The sequence below is a fragment of the Streptomyces sp. NPDC006643 genome (assembly GCF_042870175.1).
GTDB lineage: Bacteria > Actinomycetota > Actinomycetes > Streptomycetales > Streptomycetaceae > Streptomyces.
Genome location: NZ_JBIAHA010000021.1, coordinates 16,921 through 33,410, shown reverse-complemented (window position 1 = coordinate 33,410; position 16,490 = coordinate 16,921). Strand labels below are relative to the sequence as shown.

The 16,490-nt window shown below is 72.9% G+C and carries 14 protein-coding genes; 7 read left to right on the top strand and 7 right to left on the bottom strand.

The window, feature by feature from the left end:
* Positions 1-8 precede the first annotated feature (8 nt).
* Complete coding sequence (locus ACFYNU_RS26835; protein ID WP_356595493.1) at positions 9-746, top strand: N-acyl homoserine lactonase family protein; 738 nt, start codon at positions 9-11, stop codon at positions 744-746.
* Between the two features lie 180 nt (positions 747-926).
* On the opposite strand, the gene ACFYNU_RS26830 is transcribed toward ACFYNU_RS26835, so the two are convergent.
* Entirely contained in the window at positions 927-1,610 is a 684-nt protein-coding gene (locus ACFYNU_RS26830; RefSeq protein WP_356595491.1) for an HAD-IA family hydrolase, read from the bottom strand.
* 119 nt (positions 1,611-1,729) lie between these two features.
* On the bottom strand, positions 1,730-2,692 hold the full coding sequence (locus tag ACFYNU_RS26825) for a peptidoglycan-binding domain-containing protein (protein ID WP_356595489.1): 963 nt from the start codon (positions 2,690-2,692) through the stop codon (positions 1,730-1,732).
* Positions 2,693-2,848: 156 nt separating this feature from the next.
* Here ACFYNU_RS26825 and ACFYNU_RS26820 point away from each other — a divergent pair, with 156 nt between their 5' ends.
* Complete coding sequence (locus tag ACFYNU_RS26820; RefSeq protein ID WP_356595486.1) at positions 2,849-4,894, top strand: MDR family MFS transporter; 2,046 nt, start codon at positions 2,849-2,851, stop codon at positions 4,892-4,894.
* A gap of 102 nt (positions 4,895-4,996) precedes the next feature.
* On the opposite strand, the gene ACFYNU_RS26815 is transcribed toward ACFYNU_RS26820, so the two are convergent.
* The gene (locus ACFYNU_RS26815; RefSeq protein WP_356595484.1) at positions 4,997-5,494 is read right to left on the bottom strand and encodes a GNAT family N-acetyltransferase; all 498 of its coding nucleotides are present in this window, start codon (positions 5,492-5,494) and stop codon (positions 4,997-4,999) included.
* 117 nt (positions 5,495-5,611) lie between these two features.
* Here ACFYNU_RS26815 and ACFYNU_RS26810 point away from each other — a divergent pair, with 117 nt between their 5' ends.
* From ACFYNU_RS26810 to ACFYNU_RS26800, 3 genes are all read left to right on the top strand, one after another.
* Positions 5,612-6,232 (top strand): hypothetical protein, encoded by a 621-nt coding sequence (locus ACFYNU_RS26810; protein ID WP_356595482.1) that lies wholly within the window; start codon positions 5,612-5,614, stop codon positions 6,230-6,232.
* Positions 6,232-7,071: a hypothetical protein gene (locus ACFYNU_RS26805; RefSeq protein ID WP_356595480.1), complete on the top strand. Its 840-nt coding sequence runs from the start codon at positions 6,232-6,234 to the stop codon at positions 7,069-7,071. The genes ACFYNU_RS26810 and ACFYNU_RS26805 overlap by 1 nt, the downstream gene beginning before the upstream one ends.
* A 99-nt stretch (positions 7,072-7,170) precedes the next feature.
* On the top strand, positions 7,171-8,301 hold the full coding sequence (locus ACFYNU_RS26800; protein ID WP_356595478.1) for a serpin family protein: 1,131 nt from the start codon (positions 7,171-7,173) through the stop codon (positions 8,299-8,301).
* 198 nt (positions 8,302-8,499) lie between these two features.
* On the opposite strand, the gene ACFYNU_RS26795 is transcribed toward ACFYNU_RS26800, so the two are convergent.
* On the bottom strand, positions 8,500-9,612 hold the full coding sequence (locus tag ACFYNU_RS26795) for a DUF2330 domain-containing protein (RefSeq protein WP_356595476.1): 1,113 nt from the start codon (positions 9,610-9,612) through the stop codon (positions 8,500-8,502).
* Positions 9,613-9,787: 175 nt separating this feature from the next.
* Here ACFYNU_RS26795 and ACFYNU_RS26790 point away from each other — a divergent pair, with 175 nt between their 5' ends.
* Together ACFYNU_RS26790 and ACFYNU_RS26785 are read left to right on the top strand one after the other, a co-directional pair.
* Complete coding sequence (locus ACFYNU_RS26790; RefSeq protein ID WP_388767435.1) at positions 9,788-11,935, top strand: bifunctional glycosyltransferase 87/phosphatase PAP2 family protein; 2,148 nt, start codon at positions 9,788-9,790, stop codon at positions 11,933-11,935.
* Positions 11,936-11,966: 31 nt separating this feature from the next.
* Positions 11,967-12,434 carry a GNAT family N-acetyltransferase gene (locus ACFYNU_RS26785; protein WP_356595471.1) on the top strand — a complete coding sequence of 156 codons (468 nt, stop codon included), beginning with the start codon at positions 11,967-11,969 and terminating at the stop codon, positions 12,432-12,434.
* Here the strand turns inward: ACFYNU_RS26785 and ACFYNU_RS26780 are convergent.
* From ACFYNU_RS26780 to ACFYNU_RS26770, 3 genes are read right to left on the bottom strand one after another with little or no spacing between them, the layout of a single operon-like run.
* Positions 12,397-13,362 carry an ECF transporter S component gene (locus ACFYNU_RS26780; protein WP_356595469.1) on the bottom strand — a complete coding sequence of 322 codons (966 nt, stop codon included), beginning with the start codon at positions 13,360-13,362 and terminating at the stop codon, positions 12,397-12,399. The genes ACFYNU_RS26785 and ACFYNU_RS26780 overlap by 38 nt on opposite strands.
* Positions 13,359-15,068: an ATP-binding cassette domain-containing protein gene (locus tag ACFYNU_RS26775; protein ID WP_356595467.1), complete on the bottom strand. Its 1,710-nt coding sequence runs from the start codon at positions 15,066-15,068 to the stop codon at positions 13,359-13,361. The genes ACFYNU_RS26780 and ACFYNU_RS26775 overlap by 4 nt, the downstream gene beginning before the upstream one ends.
* Positions 15,065-16,138: an energy-coupling factor transporter transmembrane protein EcfT gene (locus ACFYNU_RS26770; protein ID WP_356595563.1), complete on the bottom strand. Its 1,074-nt coding sequence runs from the start codon at positions 16,136-16,138 to the stop codon at positions 15,065-15,067. The genes ACFYNU_RS26775 and ACFYNU_RS26770 overlap by 4 nt, the downstream gene beginning before the upstream one ends.
* Between the last annotated feature and the right edge of the window lie 352 nt (positions 16,139-16,490).

The window sequence follows — 16,490 nt, the reverse complement described above, 5'->3', positions numbered from 1 at the left end:
ATGGCCGCATGCGGAAGAACATGGTGGTGCGTCGGCTCGATCTCGGGTACTTCATCCGGCCCGCCTCAGAAGTGGGCGGCCCGCAACCACGAGTCGAACCCGTTCTTGCTTATCTGGTGCGACACGACAACGGGCTGCTCCTCTTCGACACCGGCATCGGGGACGCGGACCCCGAAACCGAAGCGCACTATCGGCCGCGCCGCCGTGCGCTGCGCGATGCCCTCTCGGCGTCCGGAGTCGCCCTCGCCGACGTTTCCATGATCGTGAACTGCCACCTGCACTTCGACCACATCGGCGGGAACCCGCTCTTGGCCGGCAAGCCCATCCTGGTGCAGGACATCGAACTGGCCACCGCACGCCGGGGCAACTACACGGTCGACGAGCTGATCGACTTCCCCGGTGCCACCTACGAGGAAGTCGCCGGCGAGATAGAGGTCTGGCCCGGTGTCTGGATCATTCCGACGCCCGGTCACACCGAAGGGCACCAGTCGCTGGCCCTCCTGCAGAGCGACGGCACAGTAGTACTCGCCGGCCAGGCATACGACCTCGCTTCCCACTTCGCATCCGAGCAATTGGCCCGCCACGCGACATCTCGCGGCGAGGAACAGCCGCTCCCTCCCTATCGGCCCTGGCTGGATCGACTCGCCGACTTCGACCCACGACGTGTGTTCTTCGCCCACGACTGCTCGGTCTGGGAACCAGCCGAATGGTGTCCGTCGGCCGGGGCCGGTGGCGGTGACGTGTGATTCACGACGCCCGCCCGGCCGCTTCCCCTGACAGGAACGCGAAAGGGCGGGCACCGTGTTGTGGCGCCCGCCCGCTTGTGGTCCACGCCGGCCCGGCCGCGGCCTACGGCCGCCGCGCCGGTCCCTACCCAGGGGTCCGGGGCTCGCCCCGGTTTCGGGAAGGGGCGGGAACGGGGAGTGTCACGCACCCACGTGGACCTCGAACGTGCCGTCCGGCAGCGGGGTCGTGACGCGGACGTCCGTCAGGTCGTACGTGTGGGCCGTCGGGGACAGTGATGCCGCCCGCGGGCCCACCCCCAGCACCCGCATCCCCGCCGCGCGCGCCGCCGTGATGCCCGCGTCGGAGTCCTCCAGGGCCAGGCAGTCCGCCGGGTCGACGCCCAGTTCGGCGGCGGCCTTCAGGAAGCCCTCCGGGTCCGGCTTGCTCGCCGAGACGCCTTCCGCCGTGACGCGGACCGAGGGGATCGGGAGGCCGGACGCCGTCATACGGGCCGTCGCGAGCGCCTCGTCCGCCGAGGTGACCAGCGCGTGCGGCAGCTCGGCGATGGCCGCCATGAACGCGGGCGCTCCCGTGATGGGGACCACGCCGTCCAGGTCCGCCGTCTCCTGCGCCAGCATCACGCGGTTGTCCGCGAGGTTCAGCTCCATCGGGCGGTCCGGCAGCAGTACCGCCATCGTGAGGTAGCCCTGGCGGCCGTGGACGACCTTCAGGGCCTCCTCGGGGTCCAGACCGTGCTCGATCGCCCAGCGGCGCCAGCAGCGTTCCACGACGGCGTCGGAGTTGACGAGGGTCCCGTCCATGTCGAGCAGTAGCGCGCGGACGGTCAGGACGGTGGTCGTCGTGGTCGGGGCGTTGGCCGGCATCGGCGGACTCCAAGCAGGGGATGAGCACAGACAAGAGCGGCCCCCGCCCGCCGGTCAGGGATACGGGCGGGAACCGCTTTGTTCAACGACTATACAAAGTAGGTGCGGGATCACGCCAGTCAGTCCCGGCCCCAGCCCTCTCCCCGGCCGGGCCCGCCGTCGCCCCCACCGCCGCCGCCCTGCTCCCGGCCCCTCCCGCTGGTCTCCGCCTCCAGCGCGCGCCGGGTGTTCGGACCGTACACACCGCTCGGGTCGCCCTCGACGCTCTTGTACGACTGGTAGACGCGGACCGCCGCTTCCACGCGCTCGCCGAACCGGCCGTCGTACGCGTCGTTGTACAGCCAGACCTCCGACAGTCTGCGCTGAAGCTCCTCCACCGCCGCCCCGCTGTCCCCGCGCCGCAGGCCGGTCCCGGCTCCCGCTCCGGCCCCCTGTGTCGCCCCCGTGCCGTCCGGCGGCGCCTGTGTCGAGGGGGTGCCCGGCGCGGCGGGTTCCGTCGTCGCCGACGGCGGCCCGCTCGTGGCCGGCTTCGAAGCCGACGCGGACGCCGATGCCGAGGCCGACGCCGAAGCGGAGGCCGAGGCGGAGCCCGACGCCGGCTTCGACGCCGAGACCGACGGATCCGGCAGCGCACTCGCCGTCGTCAGCCCCGAGTTCAGATCGGACGTCGCCTCGTCGTCCCCGTCGCCCCCGGTGAACAGCCCCCCGGCGTACGAGACCGTGCCGATCACCGCCACGGCCGCCGCCGTCAGCGCCACCCTCGCGAACGTCCGGCGCCCACCGGTCCGTTCCGGATCGGCCGCCGCGCCCGGCGCCGTCGTCCGCAGCCCCGGCAGCGACAGCTGCATCGTCTCGGCCGGGTCGGTCCCCTCCGACCGGTCGCCGCCCCACAGGGGCGGTGGCGGCGGGATGGACGGTACGGCCCCGTCCGGGTCCTCCAGCGCCACGTACGGCCGTATTCGCAGCGGGTCGAAGTCCTCGGCCGCCGCTATCGCCGCCCGCTCCGAGCAGTCGCAGCCGGCCCCCGGTCGGCCGTACGCGTCCCGCGGCGTACCGCATTCGGGACAGAGCTGTCCGGTCAATGTGGGTCCCCTCCCTTGGGCTGTCAGCGATTATGCAGCCCGGCCCCGCACCGGCAGAGGTGGGCCGTGCCGCCCGCCGCGTTCGGCAGGACATAACAGGCCATAAGCGGTCGGAACAATCAGGATGGGGGCAGACGCAGACCCGAGGAGATGCCGATGGCTCAGGAAGTGAGCACCCCGCCGCCGAGTCCGGTCCCCGGCGAGGGCCTGAGCCGGCGGACCATCTTCGTCTCCATCGGCGCCCTGCTGCTCGGCCTGCTGCTCGCCGCGCTCGACCAGACCATCGTCTCCACCGCGCTGCCCACCATCGCCAGCGACCTCGGCGGCCTCGACCATCTGTCCTGGGTCGTCACCGCGTATCTGCTCGCCTCGACCGCCGCCACCCCCCTGTGGGGGAAGCTCGGCGACCAGTACGGCCGTAAGAAGCTCTTCCAGACGGCGATCGTGATCTTCCTCGTCGGCTCGGCCCTCTGCGGCATCTCCCAGAGCATGGCCGAACTCATCATCTTCCGCGCCCTCCAGGGCCTCGGCGGCGGCGGGCTCATCGTGCTGTCGATGGCGATCGTCGGCGACATCGTCTCGCCACGCGAACGCGGCAAGTACCAGGGCCTGTTCGGCGCCGTCTTCGGCGCCACCAGTGTCCTGGGCCCGCTGCTCGGCGGACTGTTCACCCAGCATCTGAGCTGGCGCTGGGTCTTCTACATCAACCTGCCCATCGGCGTCGTCGCCCTGGCCGTCATCGCCGCCGTCCTGCACATCCCGGTGCGCTCCACCAAGCACACCATCGACTACCTCGGCACCTTCCTCATCGCCTCCGTCGCCACCTGTCTGGTCCTCGTCGCCTCGCTCGGCGGCACCACCTGGCCCTGGGGCTCGGGCCAGATCATCGGCCTCGCCGTCCTCGCCGTGATCCTGCTCGTCCTCTTCATCCGGGTGGAGCGGCGGGCCGCGGAGCCCGTACTGCCGCTCGGGCTCTTCCGTATCAGGACCTTCGCGCTCGTCTGCGTCATCAGCTTCATCGTCGGCTTCGCCATGTTCGGCGCCATGACCTATCTGCCGACGTTCCTCCAGATCGTGCAGGGCGTGTCACCCACCCTGTCCGGTGTGCACATGCTGCCGATGGTGTTCGGGCTGCTCATCACCTCCACCGTGTCGGGCCAGATCGTCAGCCGTACCGGCCGCTGGAAGGTCTTCCCGATCGCCGGCACGGGCATCATCGCGGTCGGGCTGCTGCTGCTCCACCAGCTCAAGGTCAACAGCGGCACCTGGGAGATGAGCGCGTACTTCTTCGTCTTCGGCGCGGGTCTCGGCCTCGTCATGCAGGTGCTCGTGCTGGTCGCGCAGAACTCCGTCCGTTACGAGGACCTGGGCGTCGCCACCTCCGGCGCCACCTTCTTCCGCTCCATCGGCGCCTCGTTCGGTGTCGCCATCTTCGGCACGATCTTCACCAACCTGCTGCGGAACAAGCTCACCGACTCCCTCGCCGGGCAGCGGCTGCCGCCGGGCGTCACCCCGGGCGGACTCGCCTCCGACCCGCGCTCCGTGGGGAATCTGCCGCCCTCGATGCGCTCCGGGGTGCTCAACGCGTACTCGACGTCCATCACGGACGTCTTCCTGTTCGCCGTGCCCGTCGTCCTGGTGGCCTTCGTCGTCGCCTGGTTCCTCAAGGAGGACAAGCTGCGCGGTTCGGTGACCGCCCCCGAGGTCTCCGAGACCCTGGCCAGCAACCCGGTCGAACGCTCCTCGCGCGACGAGTGCGCCCGCGCGCTGTCCGTGCTCGGCACCCGCGAGGGGCGCCGGAAGATCTACGAGAGGATCACCGAGAGATCGGGGTACGACCTGCTCCCGGCCGCCAGTTGGATGCTGCTGCGCATCCGGCGCCACGGCGTGGTCGAGCCCGCCCGGCTCGCCGACGCCACCCCCGTACCGCTGTCGGTCATCAACGACGCGTCCCGGCAGATCGAGGAGCGCGGCCTGGCCCGGCGGGACGGGCTGGGGCTGGTCCTCACCGAGCACGGTCTGGACGTGGCGAGGGTACTGGCCCGGTCGCGTGAGGAGTCGCTCGCCGAGCTGCTGGGGGACTGGTGGGGGCCGGACCGGCCGACCGATCTGGTGCGGCTGGTGGAGGAGTTGAGCGACGAGCTGGGCGGGTCCGACGCGGAGCGGCCGGGCACGGAGCCGCGCGGCGACCACTCGGTGTGAGTCTCGGCCACCTGAGTCTCCGCCACGCGAATCGCTGTCACGTGGGTCTCGGCCACCCGAGTCTCCGCCGCCTGGCTTTCCGCCACCTGATTCACGCTGCGATCACGGCGCGTCCGTGAGGTCCTTGCCGAACCAGATCTCGGAGTACGGACCTTCGTTGTACGCGGGAATCTCCGCGTAACCGCACGCGGCGTACAGACCCCGCGCCTCCATGAGGTCGAGGCGCGTGTCGAGCACGATCCGTGTCGCGCCGAGCCCGCGCGCCGCCGCCTCCAGCGCCGTGAGCAGCGCGCGACCGCCGCCCGTGCCGCGTGCGGCGGGGCGGACGTACACCCGCGTCAGCTCGGCCGTGGGTGAGCCGGGGCCGTCCAGCAGCAGTACGCCCCCGCACGACTGGGGCTCGCCCCCGTACCGCCCGACGACGAACTCGCCCGTGGGCGCGGCGAGTCCATCGGGCGGGTCCTCGGCCAGGCCCTCGTCGATCTCCGCCTCCGTCGCCGGGCGCCGCCAGTAACGGCTCGCGACCTCGTCGTAGTAGTCGCGGCGCAGCCGGGTGGCCTCGGGGGTGGCGAAGGACTCGGGGCGGACGTTCCAGTTCATGGTGATCTCCCTATCCCGGCCCGGCGCTGTTTGGCGAGCGGATTCCGGGCAACCCGACTCCCTGAGGCGCCCCTTCACCGGAACACGAGTCGAGTACGGGAATCCAGGAAGGCAACCATGTCCACTGTCCTGATCGTCGTCGCGCTGATCGTGGTGATCGCCGCCGCAGTCGCCGCCGTCCTGTACTACGGGGGCGGCAAAGGCGGTGGACGCGGCGGACTGAAGCGGCGGTTCGGCCCCGAGTACGAGCGTGCCGTCAACCGGCACCACGGAGATGTCAAGGCCGCCGAGAACGAGCTGAAGGAGCGGGTCAGGCTCCACGGCGAGCTGCGTCCGCACCCGCTGCCGGCCGAGGCGCGTGACCAGTACGTCGCCCACTGGGCCGGTCTCCAGGAGCGTTTCGTCGACTCCCCGCGACAGGCCGTCGTGGAGGCCGACAAGCTGATCTCCCGGCTGGCCGCCGACCGCGGCTTCCCGGACGCCGACCAGCATTCCGAACAACACCTCGACGCGCTGTCCGTGCACCACGCGCATCAGGTGGACGGCTACCGCAGGGTGCACCACGCCGCCTCGGAGGCGGGTCAGGGCGCGAGCACAGAGGAACTGCGCGAGGCGATGGTCGCGGCGCGCCAGCTCTTCGAGCGGCTGGTGCTGGACACCAAAGAGGACAGCCCCCGGCACCGTCCCGGAATCCCGGGCCGGAGCCCCGCACTGAGGCCGAAAGGGAGTGGCGTGTGATGACGTACGACGCGAAGGAACCCGGTAAGTACGACCCGAAGGAATCCGGTAAGGAATCCGGTGAGAAGGCCGCCGGCAAGGAGGAGCGCGTGCTCAGGAGTGAGCGCGGCAGCAGGCCCGTGACACCGGTCGTGCCGCTGTCCGAGACGGAGGGCGCCGCCGCGACCACCGGCACCGGAGCGGGCTCGGACGTGGGCTCCCGGCCCGCGCGGCCGACGGCGCCGCCTCCCACACCTCCCCTGACGGCGCCCGCCACTCCGGCCACGTCGGCCGCGGGGCCCGCCACGGCGCCGAGAACAGCGCGTGGGAAGGCCGAGGCCCCGGAGAAGGACCCGCTCGCGGGCCCGGTCCAGGACCCCGTGCACCCGGTGCACACGGCCTCGCCCACGACCACGTCGGGATCCGCGGCCACGTCGGCGCGTGAGACCGCATCTCCGGCCACGTCGGCGCGTGAGACCTCGCCCACGACCACATCGGGACCCGCGACCACGTCGGCGCGTGAGACCGCGCCCGGCCGGGCGCCGGAGACGGCGCCGCCGCAGGCGCCCCGGCTGATCCCGCAGGACGAGTCCGACAAGCTGAACCTGCGCCTCCAGGAAGCGCTGTCCACCTTCATCGACGGGCCCCGGCGCTCGGTCGAGGAAGCGGCGGACGTACTGGAGGAGGCGACCAAGCGCCTCACGGCCGCCCTCGCCGAACGGCCCCGTGCCCTGCGCGACAGTTGGGACACGGACGGGACCGGCGGCGGTAAGTCGTCGGCCGGCGCGGCCGACACGGAGGATCTGCGGCTCGCGCTGCGGAGCTACCGCGAGGTCACGGAGCGGCTGCTGCGGATCTGAGGCAGGGGCATCCAAGAACCCGGGGACGGCCGCGTTGGGACCGCGGTCGTCCCCGTCTGCGTGCCCGCATCACCCCGCCGCGCGTCGTACGCTCACCGCATGGGACAGGTGACAGGAATCACGACACACGCCGGGGCGATGCGGGCACTCGCCGAGCGATGGCTGCGGGTACGCGGCGAGGACGAACGCGGTGAGGGTGAACTCGGCCCGGTGGACGGCGACTTCGTCTGTTCGCCCGTGGGCCTGTGGCTGGCGCTCGGCGCGGTGACCGCCGGGGCGCGCGGCGAGACGGCCGGTGAACTGGAGGCCCTGCTGGGGCTGGACGGGGAGAGGGACGTCGCCGGGGCCGTGACCGAAAGCGCCCGCGCGCTGGCCCGTACCCGGCAACTGGCCGTGGCCACCCGGGTGTGGAGCCAAGTCTCGGTCTACCGCGCGTACCGGGAAGCGCTTCCCGACATCGCCTTCGATCCCATGGATCCCGCCGAGATCGACACCTGGGTACGGGAGGCGACCGGCGGGCTGATCGAGAAGCTGCCCCTGGACATCGACGGGGGCACGCTGCTCGCCCTTGTCAACGTCCTCGCGCTGAAAGCGCGTTGGGCGTACCCGTTCGACGCGGCGGACACCGCCGACCTGCCCTTCACGGACGCGGCCGGGGCGGTGCGTGACGTACCGACCATGCGCAAGCAGCTCCACTCGGGCGCCGCGTGGACGGTGGGCGGCACGCAGGTGGTCGAACTGCCCTGCGAGGGCGGCGAGTCCGCGGTGCGGGTGCGGTTCGTGCTGGGCGCGGAGGGGGCGCGGGCGGCGGACGTCCTGCCCGCCGCGTGGGCGCCGCTGTCGCGCCGCGACGTGATCGACGCCGAGGCGATCCATCTCGCCCTGCCGCGGCTCGAACTCCGTACGAAGACCGAGGTCACGGCCCAACTGGCGGCGCTCGGTGTGACGTACGCGACGAGTGACGCCGCCGACTTCTCCGGTCTTTCGCCGACATGGCTCGTGATCGAGAGGGTCGTGCAGGAGGCGGTGGTGAAGGTCGCCGAACTGGGCGTCGAGGCGGCGGCGGTGACGGTGATCGCGATGCGCGCGGGGGCGGCGGCGCCGAGGCGCGTCGTACGGATCGCCTTCGACCGCCCGTTCGGCGTGGTGGTCCTGGACGGCACGGGCGAGGTCCCGCTGTTCGCGGGCTGGCAGGCGAGCGCGCCGCGCGGGCCGGTGGCCGCGGGGTAACGCGACCCGGCGGGGCGGCGTCCGGCGGACCGGCGCCCGAACCAGCGCGCTTCGTCGCGAGGGGTGCCGTCGGCGAGACCTGTCATTTCCCGGCCGGGGCCGGGGCCCGAGGCGGGCGAGGAGCAGCAGGTCTTCGGCCCTGCGACGCCACTTCCGCGAGGAACGGACAACCCGTGTCAACGGGGCGCGGATCACCGTCTACGTACGGGACCACGGCCCGTCGGCCCGGTGAGACCGGCGGCGTACCCGTAGCACCGCCGTGCCCACCACCAGCAGGATCAGCAGCACGAACACGCCGCCCACCGTCGCCAGCCACGCCGGGACGCCCGCGAACACGCGCAGTTCGTCGTCGTAGTGGACCTGCCGGTACGGCGTGTCCGACGCTGTCGCGCGCAGCTCGTGGTCCGCGTCGATGCGTTCGGGGCGCGGGAAACGCTGATCGATCGCGGTGAGGAACGGCCGCCCGCCGCCCGCCAGTTCGTCCACCGCCGGTGACTCGGCCGCCGCGATCCGGCCCGCGAACCGCACCCGCGGCGCGTCGCCGCCGATGGCGTCGCGCGGTTCCATCCGGTGGTCGGCCAGCACGTACAGGCCCAGCGACTGGGGCTGGTCCGCCAGACGGGAGAGGCGCATCGGGTAGATCAGACGGTCGCTGGCGAAGCTCAGCCGGAGCGGGTCGAGCGTGCCGGCCAGCGTCGCGCCGTCCTCCTCCGGGGCCAGCCGCACCGCCACGTACTCCCACTCCTGGTCCACGTACGGCTTCAGCCCCGTCGCGAGATCGGGCGGCAGGTCGAAGCCGTTCGTGTCGAGCCACTCCCGCAGCGCGTCCGGGTCCGTCGCCGTCAGGCGGGCCACGTCGAAGGCGCCGAGGCGTTCGCGGCCGACGACACCGACTTCGGGCGCGCCGGGGGCGGTGGGCGGCGCGCCGGCGGTGGCCCCGTCGTCGTCCGAGGCGAACGGCCAGTCGCCGTCGCGCGGCCAGAAGTAGTGGCGCGTGCGCCGTTCGGGCGCCGTGAGGCCGTCGAGTTCGGAGAAGAGGGCCGGATCGCCCAGTTCCACCTCCGCGCGGCTCGGCACCGGCATGATCCACGCGGCCTCCGGCGCGTTCCCGTTCACCGTGAAACGCATCACGATCTGCTCCGTCGTCCCGTCCCAACGGACCACCGACGTCTCCCTGTCGACGCCCATCGTGGACTGCCGGCCCGGCACCATCGCGCCGCAGCCGCACGCGTACGCCGGCGCGATCAGTGATCCGAGCTGCGTCAGGAGCAGCGCGCACACCACCAGAAACGCCCGTTGAGCCTTCCGCATCCCCCGTGCCCCCCTCGCGTCAACCCAACGCCTCAGACGGCCCAGCACGCCGCTCCGGTTCCGCGTGCCGACTGTGGTGTCATCGGTGCTTTCATCGGCATTTGGACAAAACAGGGATGACACTCAGGCGAAGAGGGGGTTGCCTGAGTCTCCACAGTGGGGGAATGCGAGGCTCATGACCCAGGGTCGAGGGTTGGAAACGGAGGGTCGGCGCGGCGTGGCGAATGCGGAGCAGGGCGTGCGGGGCAGTACGGCGGCAGGGAGCGGATTCGGGGTCGCGGGGAGCGGATACGGTGTCGCGCGCGCGGTGCTGTGGGCGCTGGCGGCCGGTCTCGCGGTACGGCAGGCCGTGGCGGTCCTGCGGCTGCCCCCCGGTGAGCGGTTGCTCGATCTGGAGACGTGGATCGGGGAGAACGGCGTCCTGCACGTGTCCGGCTCGCTCTACGAGAGCGGGAAGTTCACCGGCACCCCCTTCGCCGGTCTGGTCCTCAAACCACTGGGGCGGGCCGCCGAACAGGCCCTCGGTGTCGCCTGGACCCTCGGCACACTGCTGCTCGTCGTCGCCCTCGGCCTCGTCGCGGCGCGCGCCCTGCCGGGCACGGTGTCACGCCGTACGCGGCTGCTCGCCGCACCGGTCGCGATCAGCCTGCTCATGCTGTCCCTGCCGGTCCGCAACAGCTTCCATCTGGGACAGACGAGCATAATCCCGGTCCTTCTGGTCCTCGTCGCCTTCTTCGTCGCGCGCGGCGACCGGGGCCAGCCCGGCCCCGGCATCCTCATCGGTCTCGGCGCCGCCCTCCAGCCCGCCGTGCTGCTGTTCGCACCGCTGCTCTGGCTGACCGGCCGCAGACGCCAGGCCCTGACCACCCTCGGCACCTTCGCGGCCTGCACGGCGCTCGCCTGGGTGGCGCTGCCGAGCGACTCGTGGACGTATGTCACGCGCCATCTCGCGGGCGCGGGCCTCGGCGAGAGCCCCGACAGCCTCGCCAACCAGTCCCTGCACGGCGCGCTGCTGCGGTTCGGCCTCGAAGGGCCGCTGGAGATCGCCCTGTTCGTCGTGCTGGCCGCCGCCGTCTGCTTCGTCGGGCTGCGCCGCGCCGCCCGCTACGCCCTGGACGGGCAGCTGCTGCTCGCCGTCGCGATCACCGGCTGTGTGGCCGTCGCGGTCTCGCCGACCGCCTGGCAGCACCAGCTGGTGTGGGTGCTGCTCGCGCTCGTCGGCCGGGTCGGCAAGCGGGCCGCCGACCGGCCCGTGTGGCCGGTGGTCGTGGTGATAGTGATGACGCTGCCGGGCAGGATGATGCTGCCCAACATGACGCTCCTGCACCCCGTGCGGGACAACGTGCTGCTGATCACGGCCCTCGCCGCCGCCTGCGCCGTACCGTTCCTCACCCGTACCTCGCCGTTCTTCGACCGGCCGATCCCCACCGCGTACGCGAAGCCCGTCGCCGCCCGCTGGAGACGGGTGCCGCTCGCGCCCTTCTGGCGGCGGCTCGTCAGCCGGCCGAACCTGCTGCTCGAACTGCTCGCCATCCGCGTCGGCTACTCCGTCTACTCGCACATCCGCGCCGCCGCCACCGGCGGACGCGAGGCCGCCGAGTCGCACGCGCACCAGGTCATCGCCATCGAGGAAGCGCTCGGCATCGACATCGAGCGGTGGGCCAACCACGCGGTCGTGAAGGCGGGGTGGGCGGAAGGATTCTTCGACTTCTACTACACCTCGTTCCACTTCGTGGTGCCGCTCGCCATCCTCGCCGTCCTGTACGTACGACGGCCCGCCGACTACCGCTGGGCCCGCGCCTCGCTCGCCTTCGCGACCCTGCTCGCGCTCCTCGGCTTCTGGCTCTACCCGCTCGCGCCGCCGCGCCTGATGCCGGGCCTGGACTACATCGACACCGTGCACGGCCCGCAGGACCTGGCGAACCCCGACTACGGCCCGATGACGACCATCACCAACCAGTACGCGGCGATGCCGTCTCTGCACTTCGGCTGGTCGCTGTGGTGCGGGATCGTGATCGTGCTGCTCGCGCCCAAGCTGTGGATGAAGCTGCTGGGGCTGCTGCACCCGCTGTTCACGGTCTGCGCGATCGTCGCCACCGCCAACCACTGGGTGCTGGACGCGGTGGGCGGGGCGCTCGTCGTGGGCGTCGGCTTCACCCTCACGTACGTGCTGTCGGGGCCGCGCCGGCTGGCGGGGGCCGAGCCGACGGCCGCGTCGATGCCGCCGACCGGAAGGAACCCGGACCGGAAGGGCTCGGGCGACATGACCGCGCCCGAGGTGCGGGAGGCGGGCCCGAAGTCGACGGCGCGACAAATCACTTGAGCCACGGCGTGGCGCTTCTATCGTTCCCGCCATGACGACGACGCTCCGGCTGGAGAAGATCACCCCCGCCAACTTCGAGGCCGCGGTGGGGGTGCGGGTCCGCCCCGACCAGCGGCATCTCGTCGCACCGGTCGTGACGTCCCTCGCCGAGGCGTACGCGCACCAGGACACCGCCTGGCCCCGGCTCATCCTCGACGGTGACCGGGTCGTCGGCTTCCTGATGGCCTTCCTCGACATCGACTTCGCGGGCGACGGCACAGGCCGGGACATCCGCTCCGGACTGTGGCGCCTCAACATCGCCGCCGGTGAACAGGGGCGCGGCTACGGCCGCTTCGCGGTCGAGTCCGTCGCCGCCGAGATCCGCCGCCGCGGCGGCACCCGGCTGACCGCCACCTGGGAGCCGGGCGACGACGGGCCCGAACGCTTCTACCTGCGGCTAGGGTTCCGGCCGACGGGGGAGATCAGCGGGGGTGAGACGGTGGGCGAGCTGGAGCTGTGACCGCGTCCGGGACCGGTCCCCGCTTCCGCCGCCACTTCCGCCCCCGTGCCTGTCCCTGTTCGTGCGCCGGTGCCGGTGCCGGTCCCTGGTCCGGTGCCTGGTCGTGGTCTCGCCCGTCGAAGGTGATCTCGGGGTCGAACGAGGCCCGGCGGGTGGCCCGGCGCAGTGCCTTGAGGACCGTGGCGCCGATCGTCAGGGTCAGTACGGCGGTGAGCACCGCCCGTCCCAGGTCCCAGCCGAAGGACGTCGCCGCGCAGTACGCGAGGAAGCGCACCAGGTTCTCGTGGACCGGGTCGCCCGGCCGGAACGAGATCCCGGACGAGAGCCCGCCGATATAGGTCCAGCCCTGGAGATTCATGAGCGTGCCGTACACGAAGGCGGCCACCGCCCCGTACGCAGCGAGCATCAGCGACTCCCCGCGCCCGCGCAGCCGGTCCGCGCCCGGCAGCAGGCCCGCGCCCATCGTGAACCAGCCCATCGACAGCATCTGGAACGGCATCCACGGCCCGACACCGCCCGTCAGCAGCGCGGACGCGAACATCGTCACCGAGCCGAGGACGAAGCCGAAACCGGGGCCGAGCACCCGGCCGCTCAGCACCATCAGGAAGAACATCGGTTCCAGCCCGGCCGTCCCCGCCCCGAGCGGACGCAGCGCGGCGCCGACGGCGGCCAGCACGCCGAGCATCGCGACCGCCTTGGCGTCCAGACCGGAGTCGGCGATCGTCGCGACGACGACGGCCACCAGGAGCGGGAGCAGGGCGGCGAAGAGCCAGGGCGCGTCCTGGGAGTGGGCGAGCCCGGAGGCGGAGTCGGCGAGCAGCGGCCACCCGAAGGCGACGACGCCGATCGCGCTGACGAGGGCGAGCGCGGCGACGGAGCGGGGACCGAGGCGTACGGCGCGGGCCCGGGGTTCGGGCGGGGTGCTCATGCCGGGTCCCCCGCGGCCAGCGCCCGGCTCACCTGGGACACCGTCAGCCACTCCTGCGGGGCCATGATCTTCGCGACCTGCGGTGCGAACGCCGGTGAGGAGACGACGACTTGGGATGTGGGGCCGTCGGCGACGATCTCGCCGTCGGCCATGATGACCACCCGGCGGGCGAGTTCGGCGGCGAGTTCCACGTCGTGGGTGGCCAGCACGATCGCGTGTCCGTCGGCGGCGAGCGCGCGCAGGATGTCCACGAGGCGGGCCTTGGCCGCGTAGTCGAGACCGCGCGTCGGTTCGTCCAGGAGCAGCAGCGGGGGCCGGCCCGTCAGCACGATCGCCAGCGCGAGGGCGAGGCGCTGCCCCTCCGACAGGTCGCGCGGATGTGTCGCGTCGGGCACGTGCGGCAGCAGTTCGTCGACCAGCGCGCGGCAACTGCCGGGTGTGGCGCCCGCGTCGGTGTCCGCCGCCGCGCACTCGGCGGCGACCGTGTCCGCGTACAGCAGGTCGCGCGGCTCCTGCGGGACGAGCCCGACCTGGCGGATCAGCTCGCGCGGATGCGTACGGTGCGGGGTGTGCCCGCCGACGGTGACGGAACCGGACGACGGTTCGACCATGCCGACGAGGGTGGCGAGCAGGGTGGACTTGCCCGCGCCGTTGCGGCCCATGAGCGCGACGGTCTCGCCCGGGGTGATGGTGAGGTCGATGCCGCGCAGCGCCTCGACGCGCCCGCGACGGACGGTGAGGCGGGTGACGGTCGTGACGTCGGTGGCCGGCATGGGCCGCGGCCGGCGGTGCAGCAGACGGCCGAGCGCGGTACGGGGGGTGCCGGGCCGGGCCCCCGGCGCCGCGGCCGGGGTCCGGGAGGGCGCCAACGGCGGCACCGTTGTCGCGAGTTGGGCGCGCAGGTCGCCCGCCCGGCGGCGGGCGTCCCGCACCGACAGCGGCAGCGGGTCCCAGCCGGCCAGCCTGCCGAGCGCCACGACGGGCGGGTGGACGGGGGAGCGGGCCATGATCCACTCCGGTGCGCCGACGACCGGGGCCTCGCCGGGGCCGGGGAGGAGGACGACCTGGTCCGCGTACTGCACGACCCGCTCCAGCCGGTGCTCGGCCAGCAGCACGGTCGTCCCGAGGTCGTGCACGAGCCGTTGCAGCACGGCCAGCACCTCCTCGGCCGCCGCCGGGTCGAGCGCGGACGTCGGCTCGTCCAGGACCAGCACCTTCGGGTGCGGTGTGAGCACCGAGCCGATCGCGACGCGCTGCTGCTGGCCGCCGGAGAGGGTGGCGATCGGGCGGTCGCGCAGCTCGGCCAGGCCCAGCAGATCCAGGGTCTCCTCGACGCGGCGCCGCATCACGTCGGGGGCCAGGCCCAACGACTCCATGCCGTAGGCCAGTTCGTCCTCGACCGTGTCGGTGACGAAGTGGGCGAGCGGGTCCTGGCCCACCGTGCCGACGACATCGGCGAGTTCGCGCGGCTTGTGGGTGCGGGTGTCGCGGCCGTCGACGGTGACCCGGCCGCGCAGCCGGCCGCCGGTGAAGTGCGGGACGAGCCCGGACACCGTGCCCAGCAAGGTGGACTTGCCGACGCCGGAGGGGCCGACGAGCAGCACCAACTCGCCCTCGGGGATGGTGAGATCCACCCCCTGCGATGCGCCGAGGGCGGGGGCCGGCGCGTCGGCGTACACCACCGACACCTGCTCGAACCGGATCACCGGGTCTTCTCCTTGTGCGTGAGGGCGGGCGGCAGGGGTGCGACGAAGGCCGGCAGCAGACCGAGCAGGATGCCCGCGGCGGGCCACAGCGGCAGACCGGGTGCCACGAGCGGTACGACGCCGGGGTGCAGCCCCACCGGGTCGTAGGCGCCGGCCCGGATCATCACCACCGCGACGGCCGCCCCGGACCCCGCGACCAGCCAGGCCCGGACGCCCCACCGGTCGGGGCGGTAGCGCGTACGGACCGAACGGCGACCGCCGAGCCGCAGACCGGCGAGCGCGGCGACGAGCCCGATGCCGAGGAGCGGCAGACCGTAGGAGGCGCCTTCGGCGGCGAGAAGCCCGTACGACCCCGCGCAGACACCCAGCAGACCGCCGAGGGTCAGCGCGGTGGTGGTGTGGCGGACGCGCGCCGGTACGGCGGCCGTGCGGCCGTACCCGCGCGCGTCCATCGACGCGGCGACGGCGACGGACCGCTCCAACGCGCCCTCCAGGACGGGCAGTCCGATCTGGAGGACGGCCCGCACCCCGCCGGCGGGCCGGCCGCGCAGGCGGCGGGCGGTGCGCAGCCGCAGGACGTCGGCGACCATGTTCGGCGCGAAGGTCATGGCGACGACGACGGCGACACCGGCCTCGTACAGCGCGCCCGGCAGGGACTTGAGGAGTCTGGCCGGGTTGGCGAGCGCGTTCGCCGCGCCGACGCAGATGAGCAGCGTGGCGAGCTTGGCGCCGTCGTACAGCGCGAACACCAGTTGCTCGGCCGTCACCCGGCCGCCGATCCGGATGCCCTGCGCCCAGTCGGGCAGGGGCAGTTCGGGCAGGGTGACGATCAGACGCGTGCCGGGGATCGGCGAGCCGAGGACGGTGGAGAAGAGAAGCCGGACGGCGATGACGGCGAGCCCCAGCTTGACGAAGGCCCCGTACGACCGGGCCCACGGCGCGTCGGTCCGCCGCGCGGCGACGACATATCCGGCGACCCCGACGAGCAGCCCGAGCAGCAGCGGATTGGTGGTCCGCGACCCGGCCACGGCCAGCCCGAGGGCCCACAGCCACCAGGCCCCGGCGTGCAGGGCGTTGCTGCGGGTGGCCTCGGGCGCCCGGAGGGAGCCACGACGGGGGAGCCGCCCCGCCCGGCGCCCCGGGGGACGCGTGTCCGGGTCGGCGTCCCGGCGCGGGTCGGTGCCTGGCGGTACGCCGGCGGCGCTGTCCGGGCCGGTGTGCCGGCCGGTTTCCCGGCCGACGGGGTCGTTCGCGCCCGCGTGCACGCGCGCCGCGGCGGAGGGCTTCGGTACGAGGCCGGTGTCGGTCTCGCGTTCGGGATCCGGGTTTTCGGCTGTGCTCCTGCCGGTCGGTACGTCCGGGGGCGCAGCGGCGGGGTCGTTCGCGCCCGCGCGTGCTTCGGCGGAGGGCTTCGGTACGTGG

Coding starts and splice junctions, on each gene's coding strand:
- ACFYNU_RS26815 (WP_356595484.1), bottom strand. CDS start 5,494: ATGAACTGGAACGTCCGCCCCGAGTCCTTCGCCACCCCCGAGGCCACC.
- ACFYNU_RS26795 (WP_356595476.1), bottom strand. CDS start 9,612: ATGCGGAAGGCTCAACGGGCGTTTCTGGTGGTGTGCGCGCTGCTCCTG.
- ACFYNU_RS26805 (WP_356595480.1), top strand. CDS start 6,232: ATGACGTACGACGCGAAGGAACCCGGTAAGTACGACCCGAAGGAATCC.
- ACFYNU_RS26780 (WP_356595469.1), bottom strand. CDS start 13,362: ATGAGCACCCCGCCCGAACCCCGGGCCCGCGCCGTACGCCTCGGTCCC.
- ACFYNU_RS26800 (WP_356595478.1), top strand. CDS start 7,171: ATGGGACAGGTGACAGGAATCACGACACACGCCGGGGCGATGCGGGCA.
- ACFYNU_RS26835 (WP_356595493.1), top strand. CDS start 9: ATGCGGAAGAACATGGTGGTGCGTCGGCTCGATCTCGGGTACTTCATC.
- ACFYNU_RS26810 (WP_356595482.1), top strand. CDS start 5,612: ATGTCCACTGTCCTGATCGTCGTCGCGCTGATCGTGGTGATCGCCGCC.
- ACFYNU_RS26785 (WP_356595471.1), top strand. CDS start 11,967: ATGACGACGACGCTCCGGCTGGAGAAGATCACCCCCGCCAACTTCGAG.
- ACFYNU_RS26830 (WP_356595491.1), bottom strand. CDS start 1,610: ATGCCGGCCAACGCCCCGACCACGACGACCACCGTCCTGACCGTCCGC.
- ACFYNU_RS26820 (WP_356595486.1), top strand. CDS start 2,849: ATGGCTCAGGAAGTGAGCACCCCGCCGCCGAGTCCGGTCCCCGGCGAG.
- ACFYNU_RS26790 (WP_388767435.1), top strand. CDS start 9,788: ATGACCCAGGGTCGAGGGTTGGAAACGGAGGGTCGGCGCGGCGTGGCG.